This is a genomic window from Pseudomonas sp. GLN_2 (genome assembly GCF_043106005.1).
Lineage (GTDB): Bacteria > Pseudomonadota > Gammaproteobacteria > Pseudomonadales > Pseudomonadaceae > Aquipseudomonas > Aquipseudomonas alloputida.
Map to the genome: position 1 here is coordinate 39,822 of NZ_JBICMC010000004.1, position 24,618 is coordinate 64,439.

17 protein-coding genes, 1 tRNA gene and 1 pseudogene are annotated in these 24,618 nt (G+C 61.4%); 15 read left to right on the plus strand and 4 right to left on the minus strand.

The window, feature by feature from the left end:
- Positions 1–60: 60 nt before the first annotated feature.
- The 4 genes from ACF8Q6_RS00935 (at position 61) to ACF8Q6_RS00950 (ending at position 6,137) form a co-directional block, all read left to right on the plus strand.
- On the plus strand, positions 61–1,983 hold the full coding sequence (locus ACF8Q6_RS00935) for a PrkA family serine protein kinase (protein WP_003255563.1): 1,923 nt from the start codon (positions 61–63) through the stop codon (positions 1,981–1,983).
- Positions 1,984–2,138: 155 nt separating this feature from the next.
- The gene (locus ACF8Q6_RS00940; RefSeq protein ID WP_003255564.1) at positions 2,139–3,410 is read left to right on the plus strand and encodes a YeaH/YhbH family protein; all 1,272 of its coding nucleotides are present in this window, start codon (positions 2,139–2,141) and stop codon (positions 3,408–3,410) included.
- The gene (locus tag ACF8Q6_RS00945) at positions 3,407–4,975 is read left to right on the plus strand and encodes a SpoVR family protein (protein ID WP_003255566.1); all 1,569 of its coding nucleotides are present in this window, start codon (positions 3,407–3,409) and stop codon (positions 4,973–4,975) included. Before ACF8Q6_RS00940 ends, ACF8Q6_RS00945 begins: the two co-directional genes overlap by 4 nt.
- Before the next feature lie 55 nt (positions 4,976–5,030).
- On the plus strand, positions 5,031–6,137 hold the full coding sequence (locus tag ACF8Q6_RS00950; protein ID WP_392491196.1) for a multifunctional CCA addition/repair protein: 1,107 nt from the start codon (positions 5,031–5,033) through the stop codon (positions 6,135–6,137).
- Between the two features lie 247 nt (positions 6,138–6,384).
- Here the strand turns inward: ACF8Q6_RS00950 and folK are convergent, their stop codons facing one another.
- Together folK and folB are read right to left on the minus strand one after the other, a co-directional pair.
- The gene (gene folK, locus ACF8Q6_RS00955) at positions 6,385–6,894 is read right to left on the minus strand and encodes a 2-amino-4-hydroxy-6-hydroxymethyldihydropteridine diphosphokinase (RefSeq protein WP_010951738.1); all 510 of its coding nucleotides are present in this window, start codon (positions 6,892–6,894) and stop codon (positions 6,385–6,387) included.
- On the minus strand, positions 6,885–7,241 hold the full coding sequence (gene folB / locus ACF8Q6_RS00960) for a dihydroneopterin aldolase (RefSeq protein WP_004576188.1): 357 nt from the start codon (positions 7,239–7,241) through the stop codon (positions 6,885–6,887). Before folB ends, folK begins: the two co-directional genes overlap by 10 nt.
- A 74-nt stretch (positions 7,242–7,315) precedes the next feature.
- Here folB and plsY point away from each other — a divergent pair, with 74 nt between their 5' ends.
- On the plus strand, positions 7,316–7,885 hold the full coding sequence (gene plsY / locus ACF8Q6_RS00965; protein WP_004576187.1) for a glycerol-3-phosphate 1-O-acyltransferase PlsY: 570 nt from the start codon (positions 7,316–7,318) through the stop codon (positions 7,883–7,885).
- 17 nt (positions 7,886–7,902) lie between these two features.
- Here plsY and tsaD read toward each other — a convergent pair whose 3' ends face one another.
- Positions 7,903–8,928, minus strand: coding sequence for a tRNA (adenosine(37)-N6)-threonylcarbamoyltransferase complex transferase subunit TsaD (gene tsaD, locus ACF8Q6_RS00970; protein WP_003255574.1), 1,026 nt, complete (start codon positions 8,926–8,928; stop codon positions 7,903–7,905).
- A gap of 204 nt (positions 8,929–9,132) precedes the next feature.
- On the opposite strand from tsaD, the gene rpsU reads away from it, so the two are divergent.
- The 6 genes and pseudogenes from rpsU to ACF8Q6_RS01000 all read left to right on the plus strand — a co-directional run.
- Entirely contained in the window at positions 9,133–9,348 is a 216-nt protein-coding gene (rpsU, locus tag ACF8Q6_RS00975; protein ID WP_003255575.1) for a 30S ribosomal protein S21, read from the plus strand.
- 304 nt (positions 9,349–9,652) lie between these two features.
- Positions 9,653–11,635, plus strand: a complete 1,983-nt coding sequence (gene dnaG / locus ACF8Q6_RS00980) for a DNA primase (protein ID WP_392493097.1) — start codon at positions 9,653–9,655, stop codon at positions 11,633–11,635.
- A 67-nt stretch (positions 11,636–11,702) separates the two neighbouring features.
- Entirely contained in the window at positions 11,703–13,553 is a 1,851-nt protein-coding gene (rpoD, locus tag ACF8Q6_RS00985; protein ID WP_003255578.1) for an RNA polymerase sigma factor RpoD, read from the plus strand.
- Positions 13,554–13,680: 127 nt separating this feature from the next.
- On the plus strand, positions 13,681–17,424 hold the full coding sequence (locus ACF8Q6_RS00990; RefSeq protein ID WP_392492264.1) for an EAL domain-containing protein: 3,744 nt from the start codon (positions 13,681–13,683) through the stop codon (positions 17,422–17,424).
- Between the two features lie 16 nt (positions 17,425–17,440).
- Positions 17,441–17,517 (plus strand) — tRNA-Ile (locus tag ACF8Q6_RS00995).
- A gap of 48 nt (positions 17,518–17,565) precedes the next feature.
- A pseudogene (locus ACF8Q6_RS01000) lies at positions 17,566–17,685 on the plus strand (site-specific integrase); the annotation flags it as partial.
- A 389-nt stretch (positions 17,686–18,074) separates the two neighbouring features.
- Here ACF8Q6_RS01000 and ACF8Q6_RS01005 read toward each other — a convergent pair.
- On the minus strand, positions 18,075–18,629 hold the full coding sequence (locus ACF8Q6_RS01005; RefSeq protein WP_392492265.1) for a serine acetyltransferase: 555 nt from the start codon (positions 18,627–18,629) through the stop codon (positions 18,075–18,077).
- Positions 18,630–18,816: 187 nt separating this feature from the next.
- On the opposite strand from ACF8Q6_RS01005, the gene ACF8Q6_RS01010 reads away from it, so the two are divergent.
- The 4 genes from ACF8Q6_RS01010 (at position 18,817) to pqqF (ending at position 24,523) form a co-directional block, all read left to right on the plus strand.
- The gene (locus tag ACF8Q6_RS01010) at positions 18,817–19,278 is read left to right on the plus strand and encodes an Lrp/AsnC family transcriptional regulator (protein ID WP_011953292.1); all 462 of its coding nucleotides are present in this window, start codon (positions 18,817–18,819) and stop codon (positions 19,276–19,278) included.
- A gap of 312 nt (positions 19,279–19,590) precedes the next feature.
- Entirely contained in the window at positions 19,591–21,273 is a 1,683-nt protein-coding gene (locus ACF8Q6_RS01015; RefSeq protein ID WP_003255585.1) for an NAD(P)/FAD-dependent oxidoreductase, read from the plus strand.
- Positions 21,274–21,287: 14 nt separating this feature from the next.
- Positions 21,288–22,082 carry a carbon-nitrogen hydrolase family protein gene (locus ACF8Q6_RS01020; RefSeq protein ID WP_011953291.1) on the plus strand — a complete coding sequence of 265 codons (795 nt, stop codon included), beginning with the start codon at positions 21,288–21,290 and terminating at the stop codon, positions 22,080–22,082.
- 140 nt (positions 22,083–22,222) lie between these two features.
- Positions 22,223–24,523, plus strand: coding sequence for a pyrroloquinoline quinone biosynthesis protein PqqF (gene pqqF, locus ACF8Q6_RS01025; RefSeq protein ID WP_392492266.1), 2,301 nt, complete (start codon positions 22,223–22,225; stop codon positions 24,521–24,523).
- The last annotated feature ends 95 nt before the right edge of the window (positions 24,524–24,618 follow it).

Genomic DNA, 24,618 nt, shown 5'->3' on the forward strand with positions numbered 1-24,618 from the left:
GCATGCCAGCATCAGCTGACTGATCCGGCGTCGTCTCCACGTATCGAGCGAGGTGACGTCATGAGTATTTTTAGCCACTTCCAACAACGTTTCGAGTCTACGCGCCAGGAAGAACTCTCGCTGCAGGAGTACCTCGAGCTGTGTAAAGAGGATCGCAGTGCCTACGCATCGGCGGCCGAACGGCTGTTGCTGGCCATCGGTGAGCCAGAGCTGATCGACACCTCTACCAACTCCAGGCTGTCGCGCATCTTCTCCAACAAGGTTATTCGCCGCTATCCGGCCTTTGCCGACTTCCATGGCATGGAAGAGTGCATCGACCAGATCGTGTCGTACTTCCGCCACGCCGCCCAAGGCCTGGAAGAGAAGAAACAGATCCTCTATCTGCTGGGCCCGGTAGGCGGCGGCAAGTCCTCGCTGGCGGAAAAACTCAAGCAGCTGATGGAAAAGGTGCCGTTCTACGCGATCAAGGGCTCGCCGGTATTCGAGTCACCTCTGGGCTTGTTCAATGCCACCGAAGATGGGGCCATTCTCGAGGAAGAGTTCGGCATCCCACGGCGCTACCTCAATACCATCATGTCGCCTTGGGCCACCAAGCGCCTGCAGGAGTTTGGCGGGGACATCTCCAAGTTCAAGGTGGTGAAGCTGTACCCGTCGATTCTTAACCAGATCGCCATTGCCAAGACTGAACCCGGCGATGAAAACAACCAGGACATCTCGGCCCTGGTCGGCAAGGTCGATATCCGCAAACTTGAGGAATACCCACAGAACGACGCCGATGCTTATAGCTATTCGGGCGCGCTGTGCCGGGCCAACCAGGGCCTGATGGAATTCGTCGAAATGTTCAAGGCGCCCATCAAGGTCCTGCACCCCTTGCTCACCGCCACCCAGGAAGGCAACTACAACAGTACTGAAGGCCTTGGGGCAATTCCCTATACCGGGATTCTGCTGGCGCACTCCAACGAATCGGAGTGGCACACCTTCCGTAACAACAAGAACAACGAAGCATTCATCGACAGGATCTATATCGTCAAGGTGCCGTACTGCCTGCGGGTCAGCGATGAAATCAAGATCTACGACAAACTGCTGGTCAACAGCTCGCTGTCCAAGGCCCACTGTGCGCCAGATACGCTCAAGATGCTCGCTCAGTTCACGGTGCTTTCACGCCTGAAAGAGCCAGAGAACTCCAATATCTATTCCAAGATGCGCGTTTACGACGGGGAAAACCTCAAGGACACCGATCCAAAGGCCAAGTCGATCCAGGAATACCGGGACTCTGCGGGTGTCGACGAAGGCATGAACGGCCTGTCGACGCGCTTCGCCTTCAAGATTCTGTCCAAGGTGTTCAACTTCGACCCACACGAAATTGCCGCCAACCCGGTGCACCTGCTGTATGTCCTCGAACAGCAGATCGAACAGGAACAATTCCCGGCTGAAGTGCGCGAACGCTATCTGCGCTACCTGAAGGAATACCTGGCACCGCGCTACATCGAGTTTATCGGCAAGGAAATCCAGACCGCCTACCTGGAGTCCTACAGCGAATACGGCCAGAACATCTTCGACCGCTACGTGTTGTATGCAGACTTCTGGATCCAGGATCAGGAATACCGCGACCCGGAAACCGGCGAAATTCTCAACCGCATTGCGCTCAACGAGGAACTGGAAAAGATCGAGAAACCGGCTGGCATCAGCAACCCGAAAGACTTCCGCAACGAGATCGTCAACTTCGTACTGCGCGCACGCGCTAACAACAATGGCAAGAATCCAAGCTGGCTGAGTTATGAAAAGCTGCGGGTCGTGATCGAGAAGAAAATGTTCTCCAACACCGAAGACCTGCTGCCGGTCATCAGCTTCAACGCCAAGGCCAGCAAAGAGGACCAGAAGAAACACAACGACTTCGTCACCCGGATGGTGGAGCGTGGCTATACCGACAAACAGGTGCGCCTGCTGTCGGAATGGTACCTGCGGGTCAGGAAATCGCAATAAAGCGGCAAGCTACGAGCCGCAAGCTGCAAGCTGCCTGGCGTTGGCATTGCTGCCCGCGTCACAGCTTGCAGCGGCGGTGGCTGCTCTTTCTTGCAGCTTGAAGCTTGTGGCTTGCAGCTTGTGGGTTGCAGCTGCATCCAGTCACCGGAGGGACCATGAGCTACGTTATAGACCGACGCCTGAACGGCAAGAACAAGAGCACGGTCAACCGCCAGCGCTTCCTGCGGCGGTACCGCGAACACATCAAGAAGGCCGTCGAAGAGGCGGTGAGCCGCCGTTCCATCATGGATATGGAACACGGCGAGCAGATCAGTATTCCCGGGCGCGACATCGACGAACCGGTCTTGCACCATGGTCGCGGGGGCAAACAGACCATTGTGCATCCTGGCAACAAAGAGTTCACTGCCGGTGAACACATCCCACGGCCGCAAGGCGGTGGAGGCGGTGGCGGTCGCGGCAAGGCCGGCAATTCCGGCGAGGGCATGGACGAGTTCGTCTTCCAGATCACCCAGGAAGAATTTCTCGAATTCATGTTCGAAGACCTTGAGCTACCCAACCTGGTCAAACGTCACCTGACGGGCGCCGATACCTTCAAGACTGTTCGCGCCGGCATCGCCAACGAAGGCAACCCGTCACGCATCAACATCGTGCGCACCCTGCGCTCGGCCCATGCCCGGCGTATCGCCCTGACCGGCAGCAGCCGCGCCCTGCTGCGCGAAGCACAAAAGGAACTCGATCGCCTGCGGGTCGAAGAGCCAGACAATTTCACCGATATCCAGGAAGTCGAACAGGAAATCGAGCGCCTGAAGGCACGTATCAACCGCCTGCCCTTCCTCGACACCTTCGACCTCAAGTACAACCTGCTGGTCAAGCAACCCAACCCCAGCTCGAAGGCAGTGATGTTCTGCCTGATGGACGTATCCGGCTCGATGACCCAGGCCACCAAGGACATCGCAAAGCGCTTCTTCATCCTGCTGTACCTGTTCCTCAAGCGTAACTACGAGCGCATCGAAGTCGTGTTCATTCGCCACCACACCAGTGCTCGGGAAGTCGATGAAGAAGAGTTCTTCTACTCGCGGGAAACCGGCGGCACCATCGTCTCCAGTGCCCTCAAGCTGATGCAGGAGATCATGGCCGAGCGTTACCCGGCCAGCGACTGGAACATCTATGCCGCGCAGGCTTCTGATGGCGACAACTGGAACGACGACTCGCCCATCTGCCGCGACATCCTCTCCAAACAGATCATGCCGCATGTGCAGTACTACACTTACGTTGAGATCACCCCCCGTGAACACCAGGCGCTGTGGTATGAATACGAGCGTATCGGAGATGCTTTCCCCGACACGTTCGCCCAGCAGCAGTTGGTATCGGCCGGCGATATCTACCCGGTCTTCCGTGAACTCTTCCAGCGCAGGTTAGCCACATGACCGCCAGAGCACAGAGACGCCAACCCATTTCCACTGGGTCCGAGTGGACGTTCGAGCTGATCCAGACCTACGACCGGGAAATCAGCCGCCTGGCCGAGCGTTACGCCCTGGACACCTACCCCAACCAGATCGAGGTCATCACTGCCGAACAGATGATGGACGCCTACGCTTCGGTCGGCATGCCGCTGGGCTACCATCACTGGTCCTACGGCAAGCAGTTCCTCAGTACGGAAAAGTCCTACAGCCGCGGCCAGATGGGCCTGGCCTACGAGATCGTGATCAACTCCGACCCTTGTATCGCCTACCTGATGGAAGAAAACACCATGTGCATGCAGGCACTGGTGATTGCGCACGCGTGCTACGGCCATAACAGTTTTTTCAAAGGCAATTACCTGTTCCGTACCTGGACTGACGCCAGTTCGATCATCGACTATCTGGTGTTCGCCAAGCAGTACATCGCCCAGTGCGAAGAGCGCCACGGTATCGATGCTGTGGAGGACTTGATCGACTCCTGCCATGCCCTGATGAACTACGGTGTCGACCGCTACAAGCGGCCTTACCCTATTTCTGCCGAAGAAGAGCGGCGCCGGCAACAGGAGCGCGAAGAGCACCTTCAGCGTCAGATCAACGACCTTTGGCGAACAATTCCGAAAAACGCCGAAAAGGGCAACGACCGCGATGAGGGGCGCTTCCCCGCCGAACCCCAGGAAAACATCCTGTATTTCATCGAGAAGAACGCCCCGCTGCTTGAACCCTGGCAGCGTGAAGTAGTGCGCATCGTGCGCAAGATCGCCCAGTACTTCTACCCGCAGCGCCAGACCCAGGTCATGAACGAAGGTTGGGCAACCTTCTGGCACTACACCCTGATGAACGACCTGTACGACGAGGGGCTGATAACCGAAGGCTTCATGATGGAGTTCTTGCAGTCGCACACCAGCGTGGTGTTCCAGCCCGGCTTCGACAGCCCGTACTACAGCGGCATCAACCCCTATGCGCTGGGCTTTGCGATGTACACCGACATCCGCCGCATGTGCGAAAACCCCACCGAGGAAGATCGCCACTGGTTCCCCGACATTGCCGGCAGTGACTGGCTTTCTACCATCAAGTTCGCCATGAGCAGCTTCAAGGACGAGAGCTTCATCCTGCAGTACCTGTCGCCCAAGGTGATGCGCGACCTCAAGTTGTTCAGCATCCTCGATGACGACCAGCGCGACGACCTGCTGGTGCCGGCCATCCATGATGAGGCCGGCTACCGGGTGATTCGGGAGCAGCTGGCAGCGCAGTACAACCTGGGCAACCGTGAACCGAACGTACAGATCTGGAGCGTCGACCGCCGCGGAGACCGCTCGCTGACCCTGCGACACCAGCAACACAATCGCAAACCGCTGGGCGACTCGACCGACGAAGTGCTCAAGCACCTGCATCGCCTGTGGGGCTTCGATATCCACCTGGAGACCGTGCAAGGCGAGCAAGTGATGAGTACTCACCACATGCCGCCGCGCGGCGAGCATAGCGAAAGCGCCGACTACGGCCGCATGGACCTGGCTGTTATCCACCACCTCTGATGCAACCCCATGACCGCCGACGGGTTATCCTGTCGGCAGTTATGGAGAGCTGCACATGCACATCTACAAAGTTGGCGGCGCCGTGCGCGACCGCCTGCTCGGCCGCCCTGTCAGCGATATCGACTGGCTGGTGGTGGGCGCTACCGTCGAAGAAATGCTCGCCAAGGGCTACCGGCCGGTGGGTGCCGATTTCCCGGTGTTCCTGCACCCGAAAACCGGTGAGGAATACGCCCTGGCGCGCACCGAGCGCAAGAGTGGGCGAGGGTACGGCGGGTTCACTTTTCACGCCAGCCCCGACGTAACCCTGGAAGAGGACCTGATCCGTCGCGACCTCACCATCAATGCGATGGCCGAGGATGAGGCGGGCACGGTCTACGACCCCTACCAAGGCAGGAACGATCTGGATCAACGCCTGCTACGCCATGTTTCCCCGGCATTCGCCGAAGATCCTTTGCGCGTGCTGCGTGTTGCACGCTTTGCTGCCCGTTACGCACCACTGGGGTTCCGGGTTGCCGATGAAACCTTGGCGCTGATGCGCCAGATCAGTGCCTCGGGCGAACTGCAGGCACTCACTGCCGAGCGCAGCTGGAAGGAAATCGAGCGCGCGCTGATGGAAGTGCAACCGCAGGTGTTCTTCAAGGTGCTGAGCGCGTGCGGGGCCCTGCAGGAGCTGCTGCCAGAGCTCGATGACAGCTCCCGGACATTGGCGGCGCTGGAGCAGGCAGCGGTGCGCGCACAACCGCTGCACGTGCGCTGGGCCTGCCTGTTGCGGGGGTTGGCACCGACATCGATCAAAGCCGTCAACCAGCGCCTGAAGGCACCGCGTGAGTGCCAGGAACTGGCCATGCTGACAGGGGAATGCCTGGCGCAGGGCAATCAGGCGCTCGAACTGCCTGCCACGGCACTGCTGGAGCTGTTGCAGAAGTTCGATGTGTACCGACGGCCGCAGCGATTTGAGGATTTTTTGGTCGTTTGCGAGATGGCGGCGCGGGGCGATGGCGAGCAGGGTTACCCACAGGCCGATTACCTGCGAGGCGCAGCAGCGGCGGCGCGAGCGGTGGATGTGAAGCCGTTGGTGCAAGCCGGGCTGACGGGTCAGGCGCTGGGCGAAGCACTCAAAGGTGAACGGCTCAAAGCGCTCGAAGCTTACCAGCGCGGTTAGACCTGCCGGCCTCTTCGCGGGTAAACCCGCCCCTACAGGGGCACACATCGAGGGTTGGGCACAGCCCGTTGTAGGAGCGGGTTTACCCGCGAAAGGGCCAGACCTGCTGGCCAATTTCCACCCGCGGTTCACCGTCGCAGCCGCCACCGTATTCGCGGGTAAACCCGCTCCTACAGGGGGCACACATCAGAGGTTGGGCTCAGCCCGTTGTAGGAGCGGGTTTACCCGCGAAGAGGCCGATACAGGCTTAAGCGGGCGTCAACTGCAACCCGCGCCACTCAAAGGCAACCGGGGCCAGTACCTGATCGATCTGCGCTTCCTGCCACAGCTGCGCCATGCACTTGCCCACCCCCGGATGCACCAGGTCGGGTGCCAGCAACGACAGCGGCCACAGCACAAAAGCGTTCTTCAGGATCTCGGCACGGGGCAATACCAGCCCATCGAAGGTACCGTGCAAATCGTCATACATCAGCACGTCGATATCCAGCGGCAACCCTTTGCGGTCCGGAGCATAGCGGCCATTGTCGGCCTCGATGAACTTCAGCCGGCGGTCCAGCTCGATCAACGGCAGCGCGGTTTGCCCGGTCACCACGAAGTTGATGAACGGCCCGCTCTTGATGCCCACCGCCTGGCTTTCGAATGCCGGCGAACAGCGCATGTCGGTCAGGATGCCAGCCAACGCATCGAGCCCGGCGCACAAATGCGCCTCACGGTCGATATTGCTGCCCAGGCCCAGGTAAACCGTGCTCAAAGACATCCGCGCTCGATCTCCACGCCTACACCACCACGGGCCGCCGGCACCGCGCCCGGCTTGGTCAGCTTCAAGCGCACCCAAGGGATGTGGAACTCGTCCATCAGGGTGGCCACCAGGCGCTCGGCAAATGTTTCAACCAGCTCGAAACGGGCCTGTTCGGCAAACGCCTGGATGCGCGCCGACACACTGGCGTAATCCAGCGCCAGGTTCAGGTCGTCTCCGGCGGCGGCCGGGCGGTTGTCCCAGGCAAAGCTCAGGTCCAGGCGCAAGCACTGGCGAATATCCCGCTCCCAGTCATAGGCACCGATAACGGTATCGACTTCCAGGCCTTCGATGAACACTCTGTCCAAGCACTTCTCTCCACAGCACGACAAGGGCGACTGGCGCCGTTAGAATCAGGGCGTCCTCGCCCGGAATAGTTAGCATGTTTTGGTTACTGGCGTTGCTCGCCTACCTGCTCGGCTCGCTGTCCTTCGCCATTGTTCTCAGCCGCCTCTCGGGCAGCCCGGACCCGCGTTCCAGCGGCTCAGGCAATGCCGGCGCCACCAACATGCTACGCCTGGCAGGCCGTAAACTGGCGATCCTGACCCTGCTTGGCGACCTGTGCAAGGGCCTTTTGCCGGTACTGCTCGCCCGCGTTGCCGGGCTGGACCTGCACGCGCAGGCCTGGGTGGGCATATGCGCGGTGCTGGGCCACCTGTTCCCCCTGTACTTCCGTTTCAAGGGCGGCAAGGGCGTGGCGACGGCTGCCGGCATGCTCATGGGCCTGTATTTCCCGGCCGCGCTGCTGGCCATCGGCGCCTGGCTGCTGACCTTCTACCTCACGCGTACCAGCTCACTGGCCGCACTGATTGCCACGCCACTCACCTTGCCATTGCTGGCCTGGCGCGAGCCCGAGGCCCTGCTGCCGATCAGCGTACTGACTGTGATGATCGTGTGGCGCCACCGCAACAACCTGCGCGACTTGTTTGCAGGGCGCGAACGGCACTTCTGAACCTTCGACGCGCTGCCTTACAGCGGCGGCAACTGTTCCATCGGCCAGCGTGCCTGCACGCTGATCGCCAGGTCTTGCTGCTGCCCGGCCAGCAGGCGTTGGCAACCGGCGTAGGCGATCATCGCACCATTGTCGGTACAGAATTGCGGGCGCGCGTAGTACACGTTGCCCTTGATGCTACCGAGCATGTCTTCCAGGGACGCGCGCAGGGCCTTGTTGGCACTCACGCCACCCGCGATGACCAGCCGCTTGAGGCCGGTCTGCTTGAGCGCCCGCTTGCACTTGATGGTCAAAGTCTCCACCACCGCCTGCTGGAATGCCAGGGACAGGTCGCAACGGGTTTGCTCACTGTCGTCGCCAGCATTCTTGCATTGCTGCCAAGTGTTCAGGGCGAAGGTCTTGAGGCCACTGAAGCTGAATTCCAGGCCTGGCCGATCGGTCATTGGCCGCGGGAACACGAAGCGCCCAGGCACACCTTGCTCGGCCAGACGCGCGATTTCCGGACCACCCGGGTAATTGAGGCCGATCAGCTTGGCAGTCTTGTCGAACGCTTCACCGGCAGCATCGTCCAGGCTCTCGCCCAACAGTTCGTACTGACCGATGCCATCGACCCGAACCAGCTGGGTATGGCCACCGGAAACCAACAAAGCGACGAACGGAAACGCTGGCGGGTTTTCTTCCAGCATGGGCGCCAGCAGGTGACCCTCCATGTGGTGCACACCGATCGCCGGGATGTCCCAGGCAAAGGCCAGCGCCTGGGCGCAGGAAGCGCCCACGAGCAAGGCGCCGACCAGGCCGGGGCCCGCGGTGTAGGCGATGGCGTCGATTTCGGTGGCAACGCAGCCTGCCTCGTCCAGCACCTGGCGGATGAGCGGCAGCATTCGCTTGACGTGATCACGCGAGGCAAGCTCGGGCACCACGCCGCCGAAGACGCGGTGCAGGTCGATCTGGCTGAACAGTGCGTCGGCCAACAAACCGCGTTCACTGTCGTATAATGCGACGCCGGTTTCGTCGCAGGATGTTTCCAATCCCAGTACTAGCATGGGCTCGTCCCTTGTGGGGGCTGAATTCGAAGCCGCGCATGATAGTCCCCGTGTCGGGTGCCGACCAGCGGTTTTCGATCAGAGGCTTTGCATTCCGGCTTGCTAAGGGTTAACATCCGCAACCCTTGAAAACCGACGTTCTCCAGCACACCTTTGTTTTGCCAGGAGCACGTCTACCCCGGTAATGAATTAAGGTAGCCCTGGATGCCAGCCGTCAAAGTTAAAGAGAACGAACCCTTCGACGTAGCTCTGCGTCGTTTCAAGCGCTCCTGCGAAAAAGCCGGTGTACTGGCTGAAGTTCGTAGCCGCGAGTTTTACGAGAAGCCGACCGCAGAGCGTAAGCGCAAAGCAGCTGCTGCTGTTAAGCGTCACGCCAAGAAAGTTCAGCGCGAACAGCGCCGCGCCGTTCGTCTGTACTAATACAGACGTTCAACGCAAAGCTTCTGCCCTGCCCGGCTAACCCCCGGGCGATGGCAGTGGTCGTTTCAAACTTGAGCAGCTAGCTCAAGGCCCTGCACAAGCTTCATGCGAACTGCATCATGGGCAACCTGCCTGAAACGTCAGAGCTGGTCCTCCTTGCTGTATGACCAGACGTGCACGTCCGACTGACGAGCCCTTAGGGGCTGGCGACGAGCACACATTCCCTCGCACTTCCCCAAGCAGCACTCGCCCCCTTCGGCGCGTGAGCGATTAGACTTGCCAGTTGCCAGATAACGAGACTGCCATGGCCGGGCTGATTCCCCAAAGCTTCATTGACGACCTGATCAACCGCCTCGACATCGTCGACGTGGTGAGTTCGCGCGTCCAGCTGAAAAAAACCGGCAAGAACTACTCGGCCTGCTGCCCGTTCCACAAAGAAAAAACCCCGTCCTTCACGGTCAGCCCCGACAAGCAGTTCTACTACTGCTTCGGCTGTGGCGCCGGTGGCAACGCCTTGGGCTTTGTCATGGACCACGACAACCTGGACTTCCCCCAGGCCGTCGAGGAACTGGCACGCGCCGCTGGCATGGAAGTCCCCCGCGAGCAAGGCCGCCGTGACCAGAAGCCGCGTCAGCCCACTGACTCGCCACTGTACCCGCTACTGGACGCCGCCTCGGAGTTTTACCGCCAGGCCCTGCGCAGCCACCCGTCACGCAAGGCTGCGGTGGACTACCTCAAGGGCCGCGGCCTGTCCGGGGAAATTGCCCGCGACTTCGGTCTGGGCTTTGCCCCGCCCGGCTGGGACAACCTGCTCAAGCACCTGGGTGCCGACACCCTGCAGCAGAAGGTGATGATCGATGCCGGCCTGCTGATCGAGAACGCCGAGAGCGGCAAGCGCTACGACCGCTTCCGCGACCGGGTGATGTTCCCGATACGTGACAGCCGCGGGCGCATCATCGCCTTCGGTGGCCGGGTGCTCGGCGACGACAAGCCCAAGTACCTGAACTCCCCGGAAACCCCGGTGTTCCACAAGGGACAGGAGCTGTACGGGCTGTACGAGGCGCGCAAGCACAACCGCAACCTCGACGAGATCATCGTCGTCGAGGGCTACATGGACGTCATTGCCCTGGCCCAGCAAGGCCTGCGCAATGCCGTGGCCACCCTTGGCACCGCCACCAGCGAAGAGCACCTCAAGCGCCTGTTCCGCGTGGTGCCCAGCGTGCTGTTCTGTTTTGACGGCGACCAGGCTGGGCGCAAGGCGGCCTGGCGCGCACTGGAATCGACATTGTCGAACCTGCAGGACGGCCGTCGCGCGCGCTTCCTGTTCCTGCCCGAAGGCGAAGACCCCGACAGCCTGGTGCGTGCCGAAGGTACCGACGCCTTCATGGCCCGTATCAACCAGCACGCCCAACCGCTGGCCGACTACTTCTTCGAGCAACTTGGCGTCGAAGCCGACCCGCGCTCACTGGAAGGCAAGGCGCATATGGCGACCTTGGCCGCACCGTTGATCGAAAAGATCCCCGGCGCCAACCTGCGTCAGCTGATGCGCAACCGCCTGAAGGAAATCACCGGCCTCGACCCGCAGCAGGTCGAGCATCTGGCGCAACAAGCGCCGGCGACCAGCAGCATGCCGGACTACGACCCTGGCTACGACTACGACGCCATGGCCAGCTACACCCCCGACTACGGCGACATGCCGCAGCACGACTATGCCCCCGTTCATCAGGAGCAGGCATGGAAACCCAACAAGGGTGGTAGCAAGAAACCGTGGAGTGACAAACCCTGGGACAAGAACCGCAAGGGCGGCAAGCCCTGGCAGCAACGCGACGAAGCACCTCCCCGCGTGCCAGCACCGGTCGAGCCGCCCACCCTGGCCGCGCTGCGCACCCTGCTGCACCACCCACCGCTGGCAGGCAAGGTGGAAGATGCCAGCCACTTCGCCGACGAAGAACACCTGTACAGCCAGCTGCTGGTGGCGTTGATCGAAGCCGCGCAGAAAAATCCTGGGCTAAGCTCAATGCAGTTGATCGCACGTTGGCATGGCACCGAACAGGGCCGCCTGCTGCGAGCCCTGGCGGAAAAGGAATGGCTTATCGTGGCCGACAACCTTGAACAACAGTTTTTCGACACTATAACTAGCTTGTCCGCCCGCCAACGCGAGCGCAGCCTGGAACAACTGCTCAGGAAATCACGTCAAAGCGAATTGACCAGCGAGGAAAAAACCCAGCTCCTCGCCCTGCTGAGCCGAAATGTTCCCGCACAAACGCCGACCTCATCTGGCGCGTGAGGCCCATGCTCGGGTATAATCCTCGGCTTGTTTTTTGCCCGCCAAGACCTTCAGTGGATAGGGTGTTATGTCCGGAAAAGCGCAACAGCAGTCTCGTATCAAAGAGTTGATCACCCGCGGTCGTGAGCAGGGCTACCTGACTTACGCGGAGGTCAACGACCACCTGCCTGAGGATATTTCAGATCCGGAACAGGTGGAAGACATCATCCGCATGATCAACGACATGGGGATCAACGTATTCGAGAGTGCTCCGGATGCGGATGCCCTTCTGTTGGCGGAAGCCGACACCGATGAAGCCGCGGCCGAAGAAGCCGCTGCTGCATTGGCGGCAGTTGAAACCGATATCGGCCGCACGACCGACCCGGTGCGCATGTACATGCGCGAAATGGGTACTGTCGAGCTGCTGACCCGCGAAGGCGAGATCGAAATCGCCAAGCGTATCGAGGAAGGCATTCGTGAAGTCATGGGCGCTATCGCCCACTTCCCGGGCACTGTCGACTACATTCTCGGCGAATATGATCGCGTCACCACCGAGGGTGGCCGCCTGTCGGACGTTCTCAGCGGTTACATCGACCCTGACGACAACATTGCCGCGCCAACCGAAGAAGTGCCGATCCCAGGCGCCAAGGCTGCAGCGGCGAAGGAAGAGTCCGACGACGACGAAGAAGAATCCGAAAGCGGTGACGACGAGGAAGAGGCCGAGAGCGGCCCGGACCCGGTAGTCGCAGCCCAACGCTTCGGTGCGGTATCCGATCAGCTTCAGGCGACCTCCAAGGTCCTGAAGAAAAATGGTCGTAACCACAAGGAAAGCATCGAGGCCCTGCAGGCCCTGGCTGACCTGTTCATGCCGATCAAGCTGGTACCGAAGCAGTTCGAGGTACTGGTCGAGCGTGTACGTGATGCCCTGAACCGTCTGCGGCAGCAAGAACGCGCCATCATGCAGCTCTGCGTACGTGACGCCCGCATGCCGCGAGCCGACTTCCTGCGCATGTTCCCAAGCAACGAAACCGACCAGACCTGGAGCGGTGACCTGGCCAAGCGCAACACCAAGTGGGCTGCCGCCCTGGGTGAAAAGAACGCTGCCATCGTCGCTTGCCAACAGAAGCTGATCGACCTTGAGACCGAAACCGGCCTGACCGTTGCCGAGATCAAGGAAATCAACCGTCGCATGTCGATCGGTGAAGCCAAGGCCCGCCGCGCCAAGAAAGAAATGGTCGAGGCGAACCTGCGTCTGGTGATTTCCATCGCCAAGAAGTACACCAACCGTGGCCTGCAGTTCCTCGACCTGATCCAGGAAGGCAACATCGGTCTGATGAAAGCGGTGGACAAGTTCGAATACCGTCGCGGCTACAAGTTCTCGACCTATGCCACCTGGTGGATCCGTCAGGCGATCACCCGTTCGATCGCCGACCAGGCACGCACCATCCGGATTCCGGTGCACATGATCGAGACGATCAACAAGCTCAACCGTATTTCCCGCCAGATGCTGCAGGAAATGGGTCGCGAACCGACTCCGGAAGAGCTGGGCGAGCGCATGGAAATGCCTGAGGACAAAATCCGCAAGGTACTGAAGATCGCCAAAGAGCCGATCTCCATGGAAACCCCGATCGGTGACGACGAAGATTCGCACCTGGGCGACTTCATCGAGGACTCGACCATGCAGTCCCCGATCGACGTAGCCACGGTCGAAAGCCTCAAGGAAGCTACCCGTGACGTGCTCTCGGGCCTGACCGCACGTGAAGCCAAGGTGCTGCGCATGCGTTTCGGTATCGACATGAACACCGACCACACCCTCGAAGAGGTGGGCAAGCAGTTTGACGTAACGCGTGAGCGGATCCGTCAGATCGAAGCGAAGGCGTTGCGCAAGCTGCGCCACCCGACTCGCAGCGAGCACCTGCGCTCCTTCCTCGACGAGTGATGACAAAACCCCGGCCCAGGCCGGGGTTTTTCTTTAGTGGCCCGAGACATAAAGCCCGCCTTCCGTTGCACACCTGCAGCAATGCCCGTCTACACTCGACTGCAGACCACCTGAGTGCGAGGCTGCCATGTCCTTGAAGCCGGCCATTCTGTTGCTGATCCTGATTTTATGGAACACAACGGCCGGCGCCCTGACCCTGACAGATGAGGAGAACGCCTGGCTGGCTGCCCACCCGCAGCTGAAACTGGGTGTAGACGCCTCTTGGCCACCGTTCGAGTTTCGCGACCAGGAGGGCCGGTACCAGGGATTGGCCGCCGACTACATCGCCATGATCCAGCAGCGCCTGGGCGTGACGTTCAAACCGGTCGAACCCAGCAGCTGGACCGAGGTGCTGGCGCAAGCGCGGGAAAGCCGTATCGACCTGCTGCCCGGCATCATGTCCACCCCCGAACGCCAAGGCTTCCTGGCTTTCACTCGCCCGTACCTCGACTTCCCCATTGTCATCCTCGCGCACAAAGGCGGCGAGCAACCGCGCAAGCTGGCTGACCTGTACGGCCTGAAAGTTGCCGTGGTCGAGAACTACGCGCCGCACGAGTTGCTGCGTACCCACCACCCGGACCTCAACCTGGTTGCCCTGCCAAACGTCAGCTCCACGCTGCAAGCCCTGGCTACCGACCAAGTGGATGCCGTGGTCGGCGACCTCGCTTCCAGTATCTGGAGCCTGCGCCAACTCAAGCTCGACGGCCTCTACGTCAGCGGCGAAACGCCCTACCGCTACCAGCTGGCGATGGCCGTTCCCCGCGACAAGAGCGTGCTGGTCGGCATCCTCGACAAAGTGATGGCCGACATGAGCAGCAGCGAAATCAGCCAGATCCAGCAGCACTGGGTGGGCAATGTGGTCGACCAGCGGATGTTCTGGTCCGACCTGCTGGTGTATGGCCTGCCAACGGTGCTGTTGCTGATGGCTGTGCTGGCAGTGGTCATTCGCATCAACCGCCGGCTCAGCTCGGAAATTTCCCGACGCATCGCCCTTGAGCAAGAACTGCGCAGCAGCGAGTACCACTACCGCGGCCTGGTCGAGAGCCTGTCAGCCATCGCCTGGGAAGCCGATGCCAACGACTTCACCTACAGCTACGTTTCACCCCATGCCGAAGACCTGCTTGGCTACCCATTGAGTGACTGGCTCAGGCCCGGTTTCTGGCGCAGCATCCTACACCCGGAGGACGCGCTCTGGGCCCAGGCCTACTGCGACAGCGAGACCGCAGCGGGGCGCGACCACAGCCTGGACTACCGGGTGATCCGGGCTGACGGTCAGCCCCTCTGGGTACGCAACATCGTCAGCATGATCGAGCACGGCCACCAGCCAGTGATGCGCGGGCTGATGATCGACATCAGCGAAACCAAGCGCACGGAGGACGCCCTGCGCCTGTCCGAACAGAAGTTCGCCTCGGTATTCCAGCAGTGCCCCGATATCTTGCTGATCGCTCGCCACAGCGATGGCTGCCTGCTGGAGGTGAACGAGGCTTTCGAAGAGCAGATCGGCCTGCCCTCAGACCAGGTCATTGGCCGCACTGCCACCGACCTTGACCTGTGGGGCGTAGAGGGCAGTGGCCCGCTCCTGCTTGAAAGGTTGCACCAAGGGGGTATCCGTAACCTGGAAATGAGCTTCCGCCGCAGCAACGGCCAACTGTTCACCGGCCTGACTTCGGCTGAAACCTTCGAACTGGACGGCACACCCGCGCTGGTAGTGGCGGTACGCGACATCAGCCAGCTCAAGGAGACCCAGCAGCAGCTGCAAACTTCTGAAGAAAAGTTCGCAAAGGCCTTCCACGCTTCGCCCGACGGCCTGCTGCTGTCGCGCCAGAGCGACGGTTTGCTGCTGGAGGTGAACGAAGGCTTCTGCCGCCTCACCGGCTACGACCTCAACCCAACCATCGACCAGACCTCGCTGGACCTGGGTATCTGGGTCGACCTCAACGAGCGCAAACGCCTGGTCGACCAGTTAAACCGCGACGGCTTCGTGCGCGACTTCACCTGCCATATCCGCCGCAGCGACGGGCAAATCCGACTGTGCGAGCTGTCCGCCCGGCCCCTGCCGATTACCGGCGTTGACTGCATGCTGACCATCGCCCGCGACATCACCGAGCGTCACCTGATGCAAGAAAAACTGCAGCTGGCCGCCACGGTGTTCGAGAACACTGCCGAAGGGGTGCTGATTACCGACATTGACCAACGCATCAGTGCCGTCAACCGTGCCTTCAGCGAAATCACCGGCTACAGCGAGATCGAGGCCCTCGGCCAGACCCCGCGCCTGCTCGCCTCTGGCCAGCACGACAGCGCTTTCTACCTGGCCATGTGGCACCAGCTTACCGCCGAGGGCCACTGGCAGGGCGAAATCTACAACAAGCGCAAGAACGGCGAACTTTACCCAAGCTGGCTGACCATCAGCGCCGTGCGCAACAGCGACCGCGAGATCACCCACTTCGTGGCGGTTTTTGCAGACATCTCCAGCATCAAGCACGCCCAGGCCAAACTCGACTATCAGGCCCACCACGACCCGCTGACCGGCCTGCCCAATCGCACCTTGTTCGAAAACCGGCTGCAGGGCGTACTCACCTGCGCGCAGGTGTCCAACCGCCAGGGCGCAGTGCTGTTCCTGGACCTCGACCGCTTCAAGCACATCAACGACAGCCTTGGCCACCCGGTCGGCGACCTGCTGCTCAAGGGCATCGCCCAGCGCCTGAAAGAGCAGGTACGCGACGTTGACACCGTAGCCCGCCTGGGTGGCGACGAATTCATCATTCTGCTGCCCGGCTTGCACAAGCCCAGTGACGCCAGCACTATCGCCAACAAACTACTGGCCTGCTTCAACGCACCGTTCCAGGCCGGCGAGCATGAGTTTTTCACCAGCGCCAGCATCGGCATCAGCCTCTACCCACAGGATGGCACCGACGTCTCCACACTGATCCGCAACGCCGACGCCGCCATGTACCGCTCCAAGGCCAAAGGCCGTAACCGCGTCGAAGCCTACACCCGCGACCTCACCGCCCAGGCCAGCGAGCGCATCGCCCTGGAGCATGAGCTGCGCCGGGCCGTCGAACGCAACGAAATGAGCCTGTGCTTCCAGCCCAAGCTCAGCTTGAAGACCCAGAGCCTGGTGGGTGCCGAAGCGCTGATCCGCTGGAGCCACCCGACCTTTGGTGAGGTACCGCCGGAACACTTCATCCACCTGGCGGAAGAGAACGGCACCATCCTGCAGCTCGGCGACTGGGTACTGGAGCAAGCCTGCCGGCAGATGCAGGCCTGGAAGCAGCACTACGAACCCTTCGGCCCGCTGTCGATCAACCTTGCCGGCGCCCAGCTGCGCCACCCACACCTGGCACGACGCATCGAACAACTGCTCAAGCACTACCAGCTGAGGGCCGGTGACCTGCAGCTGGAAATCACCGAGAACTTCATCATGAGCCAGGCAGAGGAGGCCTTGGCCGTGCTGTACCAACTGAAAAAACTGGGTGTACAGCTAGCCATCGACGACTTTGGCACCGGCTATTCCTCGCTGAGCTACCTGAAGCGCCTGCCGCTGGACATCCTCAAGATCGACAAGTCGTTCATCCGCGGCCTACCCGACGATCCACACGACGCCGCCATTGCCCGGGCGATCATTGCCCTGGGCCGCAGCATGCAGTTGACCATCATTGCCGAAGGCGTGGAGAACCAGGCCCAGCAACGTTTTCTGGCGGCCGAGGGCTGCGAGCAGATCCAGGGCTACATCGTCAGCCTCCCGCTACCGCCAGAGGAATTTGCGGCCGCGTTTCTTCGCATAGCACTATCGGATCTTTCAGATGGCACAGGTGCGAAACCCTCGTTATAATCCGCCCACTTACTGAGGGCCTATAGCTCAGTCGGTTAGAGCAGAGGACTCATAATCCTTTGGTCCACGGTTCGAGTCCGTGTGGGCCCACCAGCTTACAAGCCGCGCACTGCGCGGCTTTTTCATGCCCGCAAGAAATAAATGGTCAGGGGCGCGTACATCCAGCGCAGCGGTGCCGAGCGCATGACCTTGGAAGTGGCGCTGAGACGGTATCTCAGCGAAATCAGCCCCACCAAGAAGCCGATCACCCAGCACTCCGATAATCGCGGAAAGGTGCCCTATCGATACTTCAAGCCAAACACCCTAGCTTGAGGATCAGACAATGAGCCGAATAGCCGCCATTATCAGCTCACAAAATGAGCCGAATATGCTCGCTAATCGGCTCACAGATGAGCAAGCCTATGAATGAACCTGGGCCTGCCCCGTGAAAACGGACGCCAAGAAGCTGGCTACAGAGACAACTGCCTCAAGCCTTTGCGTATTCGTTCGGTGCGCTCATCACTGGCGCGGCGCCTGGGGATAAACGAAGAAGGCCGCACCACTGCACGATCCAGTCCATCGGGCGATGCCCATAAACCATGGCAACCCCATAAGAACCCTCCCAACCTGCTCCCCCCCTCTGCCAACGTCCGCAAATGTACCGCTGTTGGTTAATCCCCTCCCGGACGCATCTCGACCTGCCGTGGGTTGTAGAAGGTCATGCCACGCGGAATATCCCGCGTAACCAACGACATCGCGCCAATCACCACGTCATCGCCAATGTCGATGCGATCAGCAACGATGCAACTGTTGGCGCCCATGCTCACGTTGTCACCAATGCGCAGTGCGTACTCCTGCAACCCCAGGGTCTTGATGCCGATCGAGCAGTTCTGCCGGATGAAGAAATTGCGCCCGATGCTGACGTACCGGGTAATCACCACCCCCGGCAGGTGCGCGATGCGCAGGCCGGGGGCAATCTGGGCGCCGATGTCGATGTCCACCCCATACTTGAGGTTGAGCCGCTGTTGCATGCGCCGGGCGTGACGCCGGGCAAGGCCGCCGCGGGCGTCGAGGTACTGGGCCAGGCGATAGGCGAAGAGGAAACGCAGTTTGTTGTCCTTGCGTGCGCGGCGCAGCACGTTGAACAGCAGGCTGATAGGGCGTCCGGGCCTTTTCTTGTTGGAGACTTCCAGTCGCCAGCATTCGAGCAGGTGGTCGAGGTTCACGCTGAGGTTCCCGTTGAACTAGCACTTCATCATGCCGAATTAGTGTCGAAGACGCAGCCTTCGGACATGCGCGGCCGTTCTATCCCAAAGTGCCAAACCGACGCCGTCAACGGTGATCGACTGTACCTGGCCTTGCCCTGATTGGCACAGGCTGGATAGGCTAGCGGGCCAACCGTAGAGACTCGCCATGTCGGATGCCCGCTCCATCACGCTGGATGAAATCGATCGCCAGCTGATCGCCCTGCTGCAGATCAACGCCCGCGAAAGCGTCGCCACCCTCGCCCGCCAGTTGGGCATCGCCCGCACTACCGTCAATTCGCGCCTGGAGCGGCTGGAGAAAAACAAGGTTATCTCCGGCTATGGCGTACGCCTGGGCCAGAGTGTGATAGGCGGCGGGTTGCAGGCGTATGTCGGGATCAAGGTGCAGCCACGCTCCGGCAAGGACGTGGTGCGGCGCCTGAGTGCCATGGGCCAGGTGCAGCAGCTGTGTGCGGTAAGCGGCGAATTCGACTATGTGGCCTGGCTGCGTACGGACTCGCCCGAGCAGCTGGATCAGTTGCTCGACCAGATTGGCAGTGTCGACGGGGTGGAGAAAACCACCACGTCAATCATTCTCAGCAGCAAGGTGGACCGTGGACAGCCGCTTTGAACGGACTGGCGCTCGGGTGGGGTTATCGATGAGGCCGGTTGTAGGAGCGGGTTTACCCGCGAATAGGGCAGAGAATCTACCGACACATTCGCGGGTGAACCCGCTCCTACAAAGAGCCAGGGCGGCTTGTGAACTACCTCGACAGCCTGCCTCGTCTTAATGAACATAAGCTTAATCATTACGACGAAACTAACTACATTCAGACAACACTCTGCACCTTAATTACGAACACCCCACTCCCTAAAATGACAGCCAGGCATCTCCTATACTCAGGCTCCGCTCCTCGCGCAGCCTCTCTGGCAAGGTCATTTCATGAACAAGAAGAACCGCCACCCCGCCGACGGCAAGAAGCCAATCACCATTTTCGGCCCGGACTTCCCTTTTGCTTTCGACGACTGGCTGGAACACCCGGCAGGCCTGGGCAGCATTCCGGCTGAGCGCCACGGGGAAGAGGTGGCCATTGTCGGTGCCGGTATCGCCGGCCTGGTAGCGGCCTACGAGCTAATGAAGCTGGGCCTCAAGCCGGTGGTGTACGAGGCGTCCAAGCTGGGCGGCCGGCTGCGCTCGCAAGCCTTCAATGGCACTGACGGGATCGTTGCCGAGCTGGGTGGCATGCGCTTCCCGGTGTCGTCCACCGCCTTCTACCACTACGTCGACAAGCTGGGACTGGAAACCAAGCCCTTTCCCAACCCGCTGACCCCGGCTTCGGGCAGCACGGTGATCGACCTGGAAGGCCAGACCTACTACGCCGAGAAGCCCACCGACCTGCCGCAACTGTTTCATGAGGTAGCCGACGCCTGGGCCGATGCGCTGGAGAGCGGTGCGCAGTTCGCCGATATCCAGCAGGCCATCCGCGACCGTGATGTACCGCGCCTGAAGGAACTTTGGAACAAGCTGGTGCCGCTGTGGGACGACCGCACCTTCTACGACTTCGTCGCCACCTCGCGCTCTTTTGCCAAGCTGAGCTTCCAGCACCGCGAAGTGTTCGGCCAGGTCGGTTTCGGCACCGGCGGTTGGGACTCGGACTTCCCCAACTCGATGCTGGAAATCTTCCGCGTGGTGATGACCAACTGCGACGACCACCAGCACCTGGTGGTCGGGGGCGTGGAACAAGTGCCACAAGGCATCTGGCGCCACGTACCCGAACGCTGCGTGCATTGGCCAGAGGGCACCAGCCTGAGCACGCTGCATGGCGGCGCACCGCGTACCGGGGTCAAGCGCATTGCCCGCGCCGCCGATGGCCGCCTGGCGGTCACCGACAACTGGGGCGATACCCGCCACTACAGCGCAGTACTCGCCACCTGCCAGACCTGGTTGCTGACCACCCAGATCGACTGCGAGGAATCGCTGTTCTCGCAAAAGATGTGGATGGCCCTGGACCGTACCCGCTACATGCAGTCGTCGAAAACCTTCGTCATGGTCGACCGCCCGTTCTGGAAGGACAAGGACCCGGAAACCGGCCGTGACCTGCTGAGCATGACCCTCACCGACCGCCTCACCCGCGGCACTTACCTGTTCGACAACGGCAACGACAAGCCCGGGGTGATCTGCCTGTCGTACTCGTGGATGAGCGACGCGCTGAAGATGCTGCCGCACCCGGTGGAGAAGCGCGTACAACTGGCCCTGGATGCGCTGAAGAAGATTTACCCGAAGACCGATATCGCCGGCCACATCATCGGCGACCCGATCACGGTTTCCTGGGAGGCCGACCCGTACTTCCTCGGCGCCTTCAAAGGCGCGCTTCCGGGCCATTACCGCTACAACCAGCGGATGTATGCGCACTTCATGCAGCAGGACATGCCGGCGGAGCAGCGCGGTATCTTCATTGCCGGTGACGACGTGTCATGGACCCCCGCCTGGGTTGAAGGCGCGGTGCAGACGTCGCTGAATGCGGTGTGGGGTATCATGAACCACTTTGGTGGCCACACCCACCCCGACAACCCGGGCCCGGGCGATGTGTTCAACGAAATCGGCCCGATCGCCCTGGCGGATTGAGACAAGGAGGCACCATGCGCATCGCTCTGTACCAGGGCGCACCCAAGCCACTGGATGTGCCCGGCAACCTGCAACGGCTGCGCCACCAGGCGCAGTTGGCAGCCGAACGCGGCGCACAGTTGCTGGTGTGCCCGGAGATGTTCCTGACCGGCTACAACATCGGCCTGGCCCAGGTCGAGCGCCTGGCCGAGGCCGCCGATGGCCCGGCAGCCATGACCGTGGTAGAGATCGCCCAGGCGCACCGCATCGCCATTGTCTATGGCTACCCGGAGCGCGGCGACGACGGGGCGATCTACAACAGCGTGCAGTTGATCGATGCGCATGGTCGCAGCCTGAGCAATTACCGCAAGACGCACCTGTTCGGTGAACTGGACCGCTCGATGTTCAGCCCAGGTGCCGACCACTTCCCGGTGGTGGAACTGGAAGGCTGGAAGGTTGGCCTGCTGATCTGCTACGACATCGAGTTCCCGGAGAACGCCCGACGCCTAGCGCTGGACGGCGCCGAGCTGATCCTGGTGCCGACGGCGAACATGACGCCGTACGACTTTACCTGTCAGGTGACCGTGAGGGCACGGGCGCAGGAAAACCAGTGCTACCTGGTATATGCCAACTACTGCGGCGCGGAAGACGAGATCCAGTATTGCGGGCAGAGCAGCATCATCGGCCCGGATGGCAGCTTGCTGGCCATGGCCGGGCGGGATGAGTGCCAGTTGTTGGCAGAGCTGGAACATGAGCGGGTGGTGCAGGGACGCACGGCGTTTCCCTACCTGACCGATTTGCGCCAGGAGCTGCACCTGCGTAAAGGCTGACAGGGGCCGCTATGCGGCCCATTCGCGGGCACGCCCGCTCCCACGGGATCTGCGCTGCCTTTCATACCGGCGCCCTAACCGCGAAAAGGCCGGGCCTGCGAACAAATCGGTTAGCATGGAAAGCAGCCACCGGAGCCCCCATGCCTGACGCCATCCGCCACCTTACCCTCGCCAACGGCTTGCAACTGACCCTGCGCCACGCCCCGCGCCTCAAGCGCTCGGCCGCCGCACTGCGGGTGCACGCGGGCAGCCACGATGCGCCTGCCAAATGGCCCGGTCTGGCGCACTTCCTCGAACACCTGTTCTTCCTCGGTACCCCGCGCTTCCCGCTGGAAGACGGCCTGATGCGCTACGTGCAAGCCCTGGGCGGCCAGGTCAACGCCAGCACCCGGGAACGCGCCACCGACTTTTTCTTCGAGGTGCCCCCCAACACGCTCGGTGGCGGTCTCGAGCGCCTGTGCCAAATGCTGGCAGAACCGGATCTGGGCATCGAACGCCAACGCCGTGAACGCGAAGTGATCCATGCCGAATTCATCGCCTGGTCGCGCAATCCATCGGCCCAACAGCAGTTCGCCTTGCTGCAGTCAGTGTCAGCCAAGCATCCACTGGGCGCTTTTCATGCTGGCAATCGATACACCCTGGCCTTGCACGATGCGGCCTTCCAGCAAGCGCTTGCGGGCTTTCATCAACGCTTCTACCAAGGCGGCCAGATCTGCCTGAGCCTTTGCGGGCCGCAGCCGCTGGATGAACTTGAACGCCTTGCCCGGCAGCAGGCCGAACTGTTCGCCGCAGGTGAGCGCGTACCGCAAATGCCGCCGCCGCCACTGCCAGCAATCGCTAGCGCTTTGACCTTCACTCACCAAGGCCTCCCCAGCGGTGCCGAGCACGCCCTGGAACTGCTGATCGCTTACCTGGAGGACAGCCGCCCAGGTACCTGGCTGGGCGCGCTTCGCGAGCGTGGCTGGCTACAACGTTTCACGGCCGAAAGGTTGTATGCGTTCGCCGGTCAGCTGCTGTGGCACCTTGACCTGAAGCTCAGTGCCGACGCTTGCCCGGACGAAGCCAGCGCCCTGCTGCAAGGTTGGTTCAGGTTCATCCGCCAGGCCGACCGCAAACAGTTGAACCACCAATTCGGCCTGTTGCAGCACAGCCGTGCGCACAGTGCCAGCGCGCTTGAGCTGGCCCGCCGGGACAGCACAGGCCAGCCGTTCGCCAAGCTGGATGCCCAAGGGTTGCAGGCGCTTGGCGCCCTGCTGGAAAGCCTGCCAGGTGGCGACCATGGCGATTGGCAGCTTTTGCCAGTCGACCCATTGCTTAAGGCTGACCTGCCCCATGCCAAGGCGCAGCCGCTGCCGGCAGCGCTGAAGATCAGTGACCAGCTCCCGCCAGCGCGCCAATACGCGGCGCTGTACCTACGCTGGCATGTACCTTCGCCTTTGCGCCAGCAGCTACAGCGTGTGCTGGAACTGGCCCTGGCACCACTGCAGGAACGCTGTGACCGCGCCTCCGTGCAACTGCAGTACAGCAGCGCCGGAGAATACTGGCAGTTGCGCTGCGCCGGCCTGCCAGCAGCAGTGCTGCGGGCAGTGGAACAAGCCTTGGCCTTGATGCTCAAGCCACCTGCCCGTTGCTGGCTGCCCGACACGGCGCAGCCCCCGGCCCTGATCCCCATCAGGTCCCTACTCAAGCAACTGCCAGACGCGGTACGGGGTAGCCTGCCCGCAGCGGTGCCTGCCTGCACGCTGACCCAGCAGCAGCTCGACAGCCTGTGGCTGCACACCGAGTGGCATGGCTTGGCTGCAGGCTTCGAGGACACCGCGCTAAACGCCTTGGGCACCGCGCTGTTGCAGTGCCCTGGGCAAGGCTCGCGGCCGGGGCCCCTGCCATCATGGGCCAACCACCGCTGGCAGCATGCCCACGTGCAAGGCAGCGAACATGCCCTGCTGCTCTTCTGCCCGTTGCCGGCGGCAAAAGAGGCCGCAGGCCGCCTGTTAGCCCAATTGCTGCAAGGGCCGGTTTACCAGCGCCTGCGGGTAGACTTGCAACTCGGCTACGCGGTGTTCAGCGCCTTTCGTCAGGTCGAGGGGGTCGGTGGGCTGCTGTTCGGTGTGCAGTCCCCCCACACCGGTCAGGCACAGGTGCTCGACCACCTGCTCAGCCTGCTGCGCCATGGCGTCACCCTTGACCCGGCCGCTCGCCAGGCGTTGGCCGGGCAATTCGACGAACCCGCCATGGCCAATGCCGATGTCGCCGAATGGGCGTGGCAGACACACTTGGGCACACAAGCCGATCGGCTGGATGTGCTGCGCAGGTCTATCCTGACTACGCGGCAGACGGATCTGGACCACCTGCTGAGCGACCTGCTCGACCCAGGTTCCGCTTGGCTATGTTTGGCCAACGCTGCCGCGCCAGACACTTCCTGGCAGGTTGAAAATCGATGATTATTACGCGAACTGCAACGGCGCTTCTCGAATAATTAACCTTCCGGTTCAAATTTTTCTTGTAAGATAGCGCAATCCCGTTTTCACGGAACTGC

What these genes read in the sequence shown, in the direction of transcription:
- ACF8Q6_RS00935 (WP_003255563.1), top strand. Translation starts at nt 61, where the DNA reads ATGAGTATTTTTAGCCACTTCCAACAACGTTTCGAGTCTACGCGCCAG.
- ACF8Q6_RS00940 (WP_003255564.1), top strand. Translation starts at nt 2,139, where the DNA reads ATGAGCTACGTTATAGACCGACGCCTGAACGGCAAGAACAAGAGCACG.
- ACF8Q6_RS00945 (WP_003255566.1), top strand. Translation starts at nt 3,407, where the DNA reads ATGACCGCCAGAGCACAGAGACGCCAACCCATTTCCACTGGGTCCGAG.
- ACF8Q6_RS00950 (WP_392491196.1), top strand. Translation starts at nt 5,031, where the DNA reads ATGCACATCTACAAAGTTGGCGGCGCCGTGCGCGACCGCCTGCTCGGC.
- folK (WP_010951738.1), bottom strand. Translation starts at nt 6,894, where the DNA reads ATGTCTTTGAGCACGGTTTACCTGGGCCTGGGCAGCAATATCGACCGT.
- plsY (WP_004576187.1), top strand. Translation starts at nt 7,316, where the DNA reads ATGTTTTGGTTACTGGCGTTGCTCGCCTACCTGCTCGGCTCGCTGTCC.
- tsaD (WP_003255574.1), bottom strand. Translation starts at nt 8,928, where the DNA reads ATGCTAGTACTGGGATTGGAAACATCCTGCGACGAAACCGGCGTCGCA.
- rpsU (WP_003255575.1), top strand. Translation starts at nt 9,133, where the DNA reads ATGCCAGCCGTCAAAGTTAAAGAGAACGAACCCTTCGACGTAGCTCTG.
- dnaG (WP_392493097.1), top strand. Translation starts at nt 9,653, where the DNA reads ATGGCCGGGCTGATTCCCCAAAGCTTCATTGACGACCTGATCAACCGC.
- rpoD (WP_003255578.1), top strand. Translation starts at nt 11,703, where the DNA reads ATGTCCGGAAAAGCGCAACAGCAGTCTCGTATCAAAGAGTTGATCACC.
- ACF8Q6_RS00990 (WP_392492264.1), top strand. Translation starts at nt 13,681, where the DNA reads ATGTCCTTGAAGCCGGCCATTCTGTTGCTGATCCTGATTTTATGGAAC.
- ACF8Q6_RS01010 (WP_011953292.1), top strand. Translation starts at nt 18,817, where the DNA reads ATGTCGGATGCCCGCTCCATCACGCTGGATGAAATCGATCGCCAGCTG.
- ACF8Q6_RS01015 (WP_003255585.1), top strand. Translation starts at nt 19,591, where the DNA reads ATGAACAAGAAGAACCGCCACCCCGCCGACGGCAAGAAGCCAATCACC.
- ACF8Q6_RS01020 (WP_011953291.1), top strand. Translation starts at nt 21,288, where the DNA reads ATGCGCATCGCTCTGTACCAGGGCGCACCCAAGCCACTGGATGTGCCC.
- pqqF (WP_392492266.1), top strand. Translation starts at nt 22,223, where the DNA reads ATGCCTGACGCCATCCGCCACCTTACCCTCGCCAACGGCTTGCAACTG.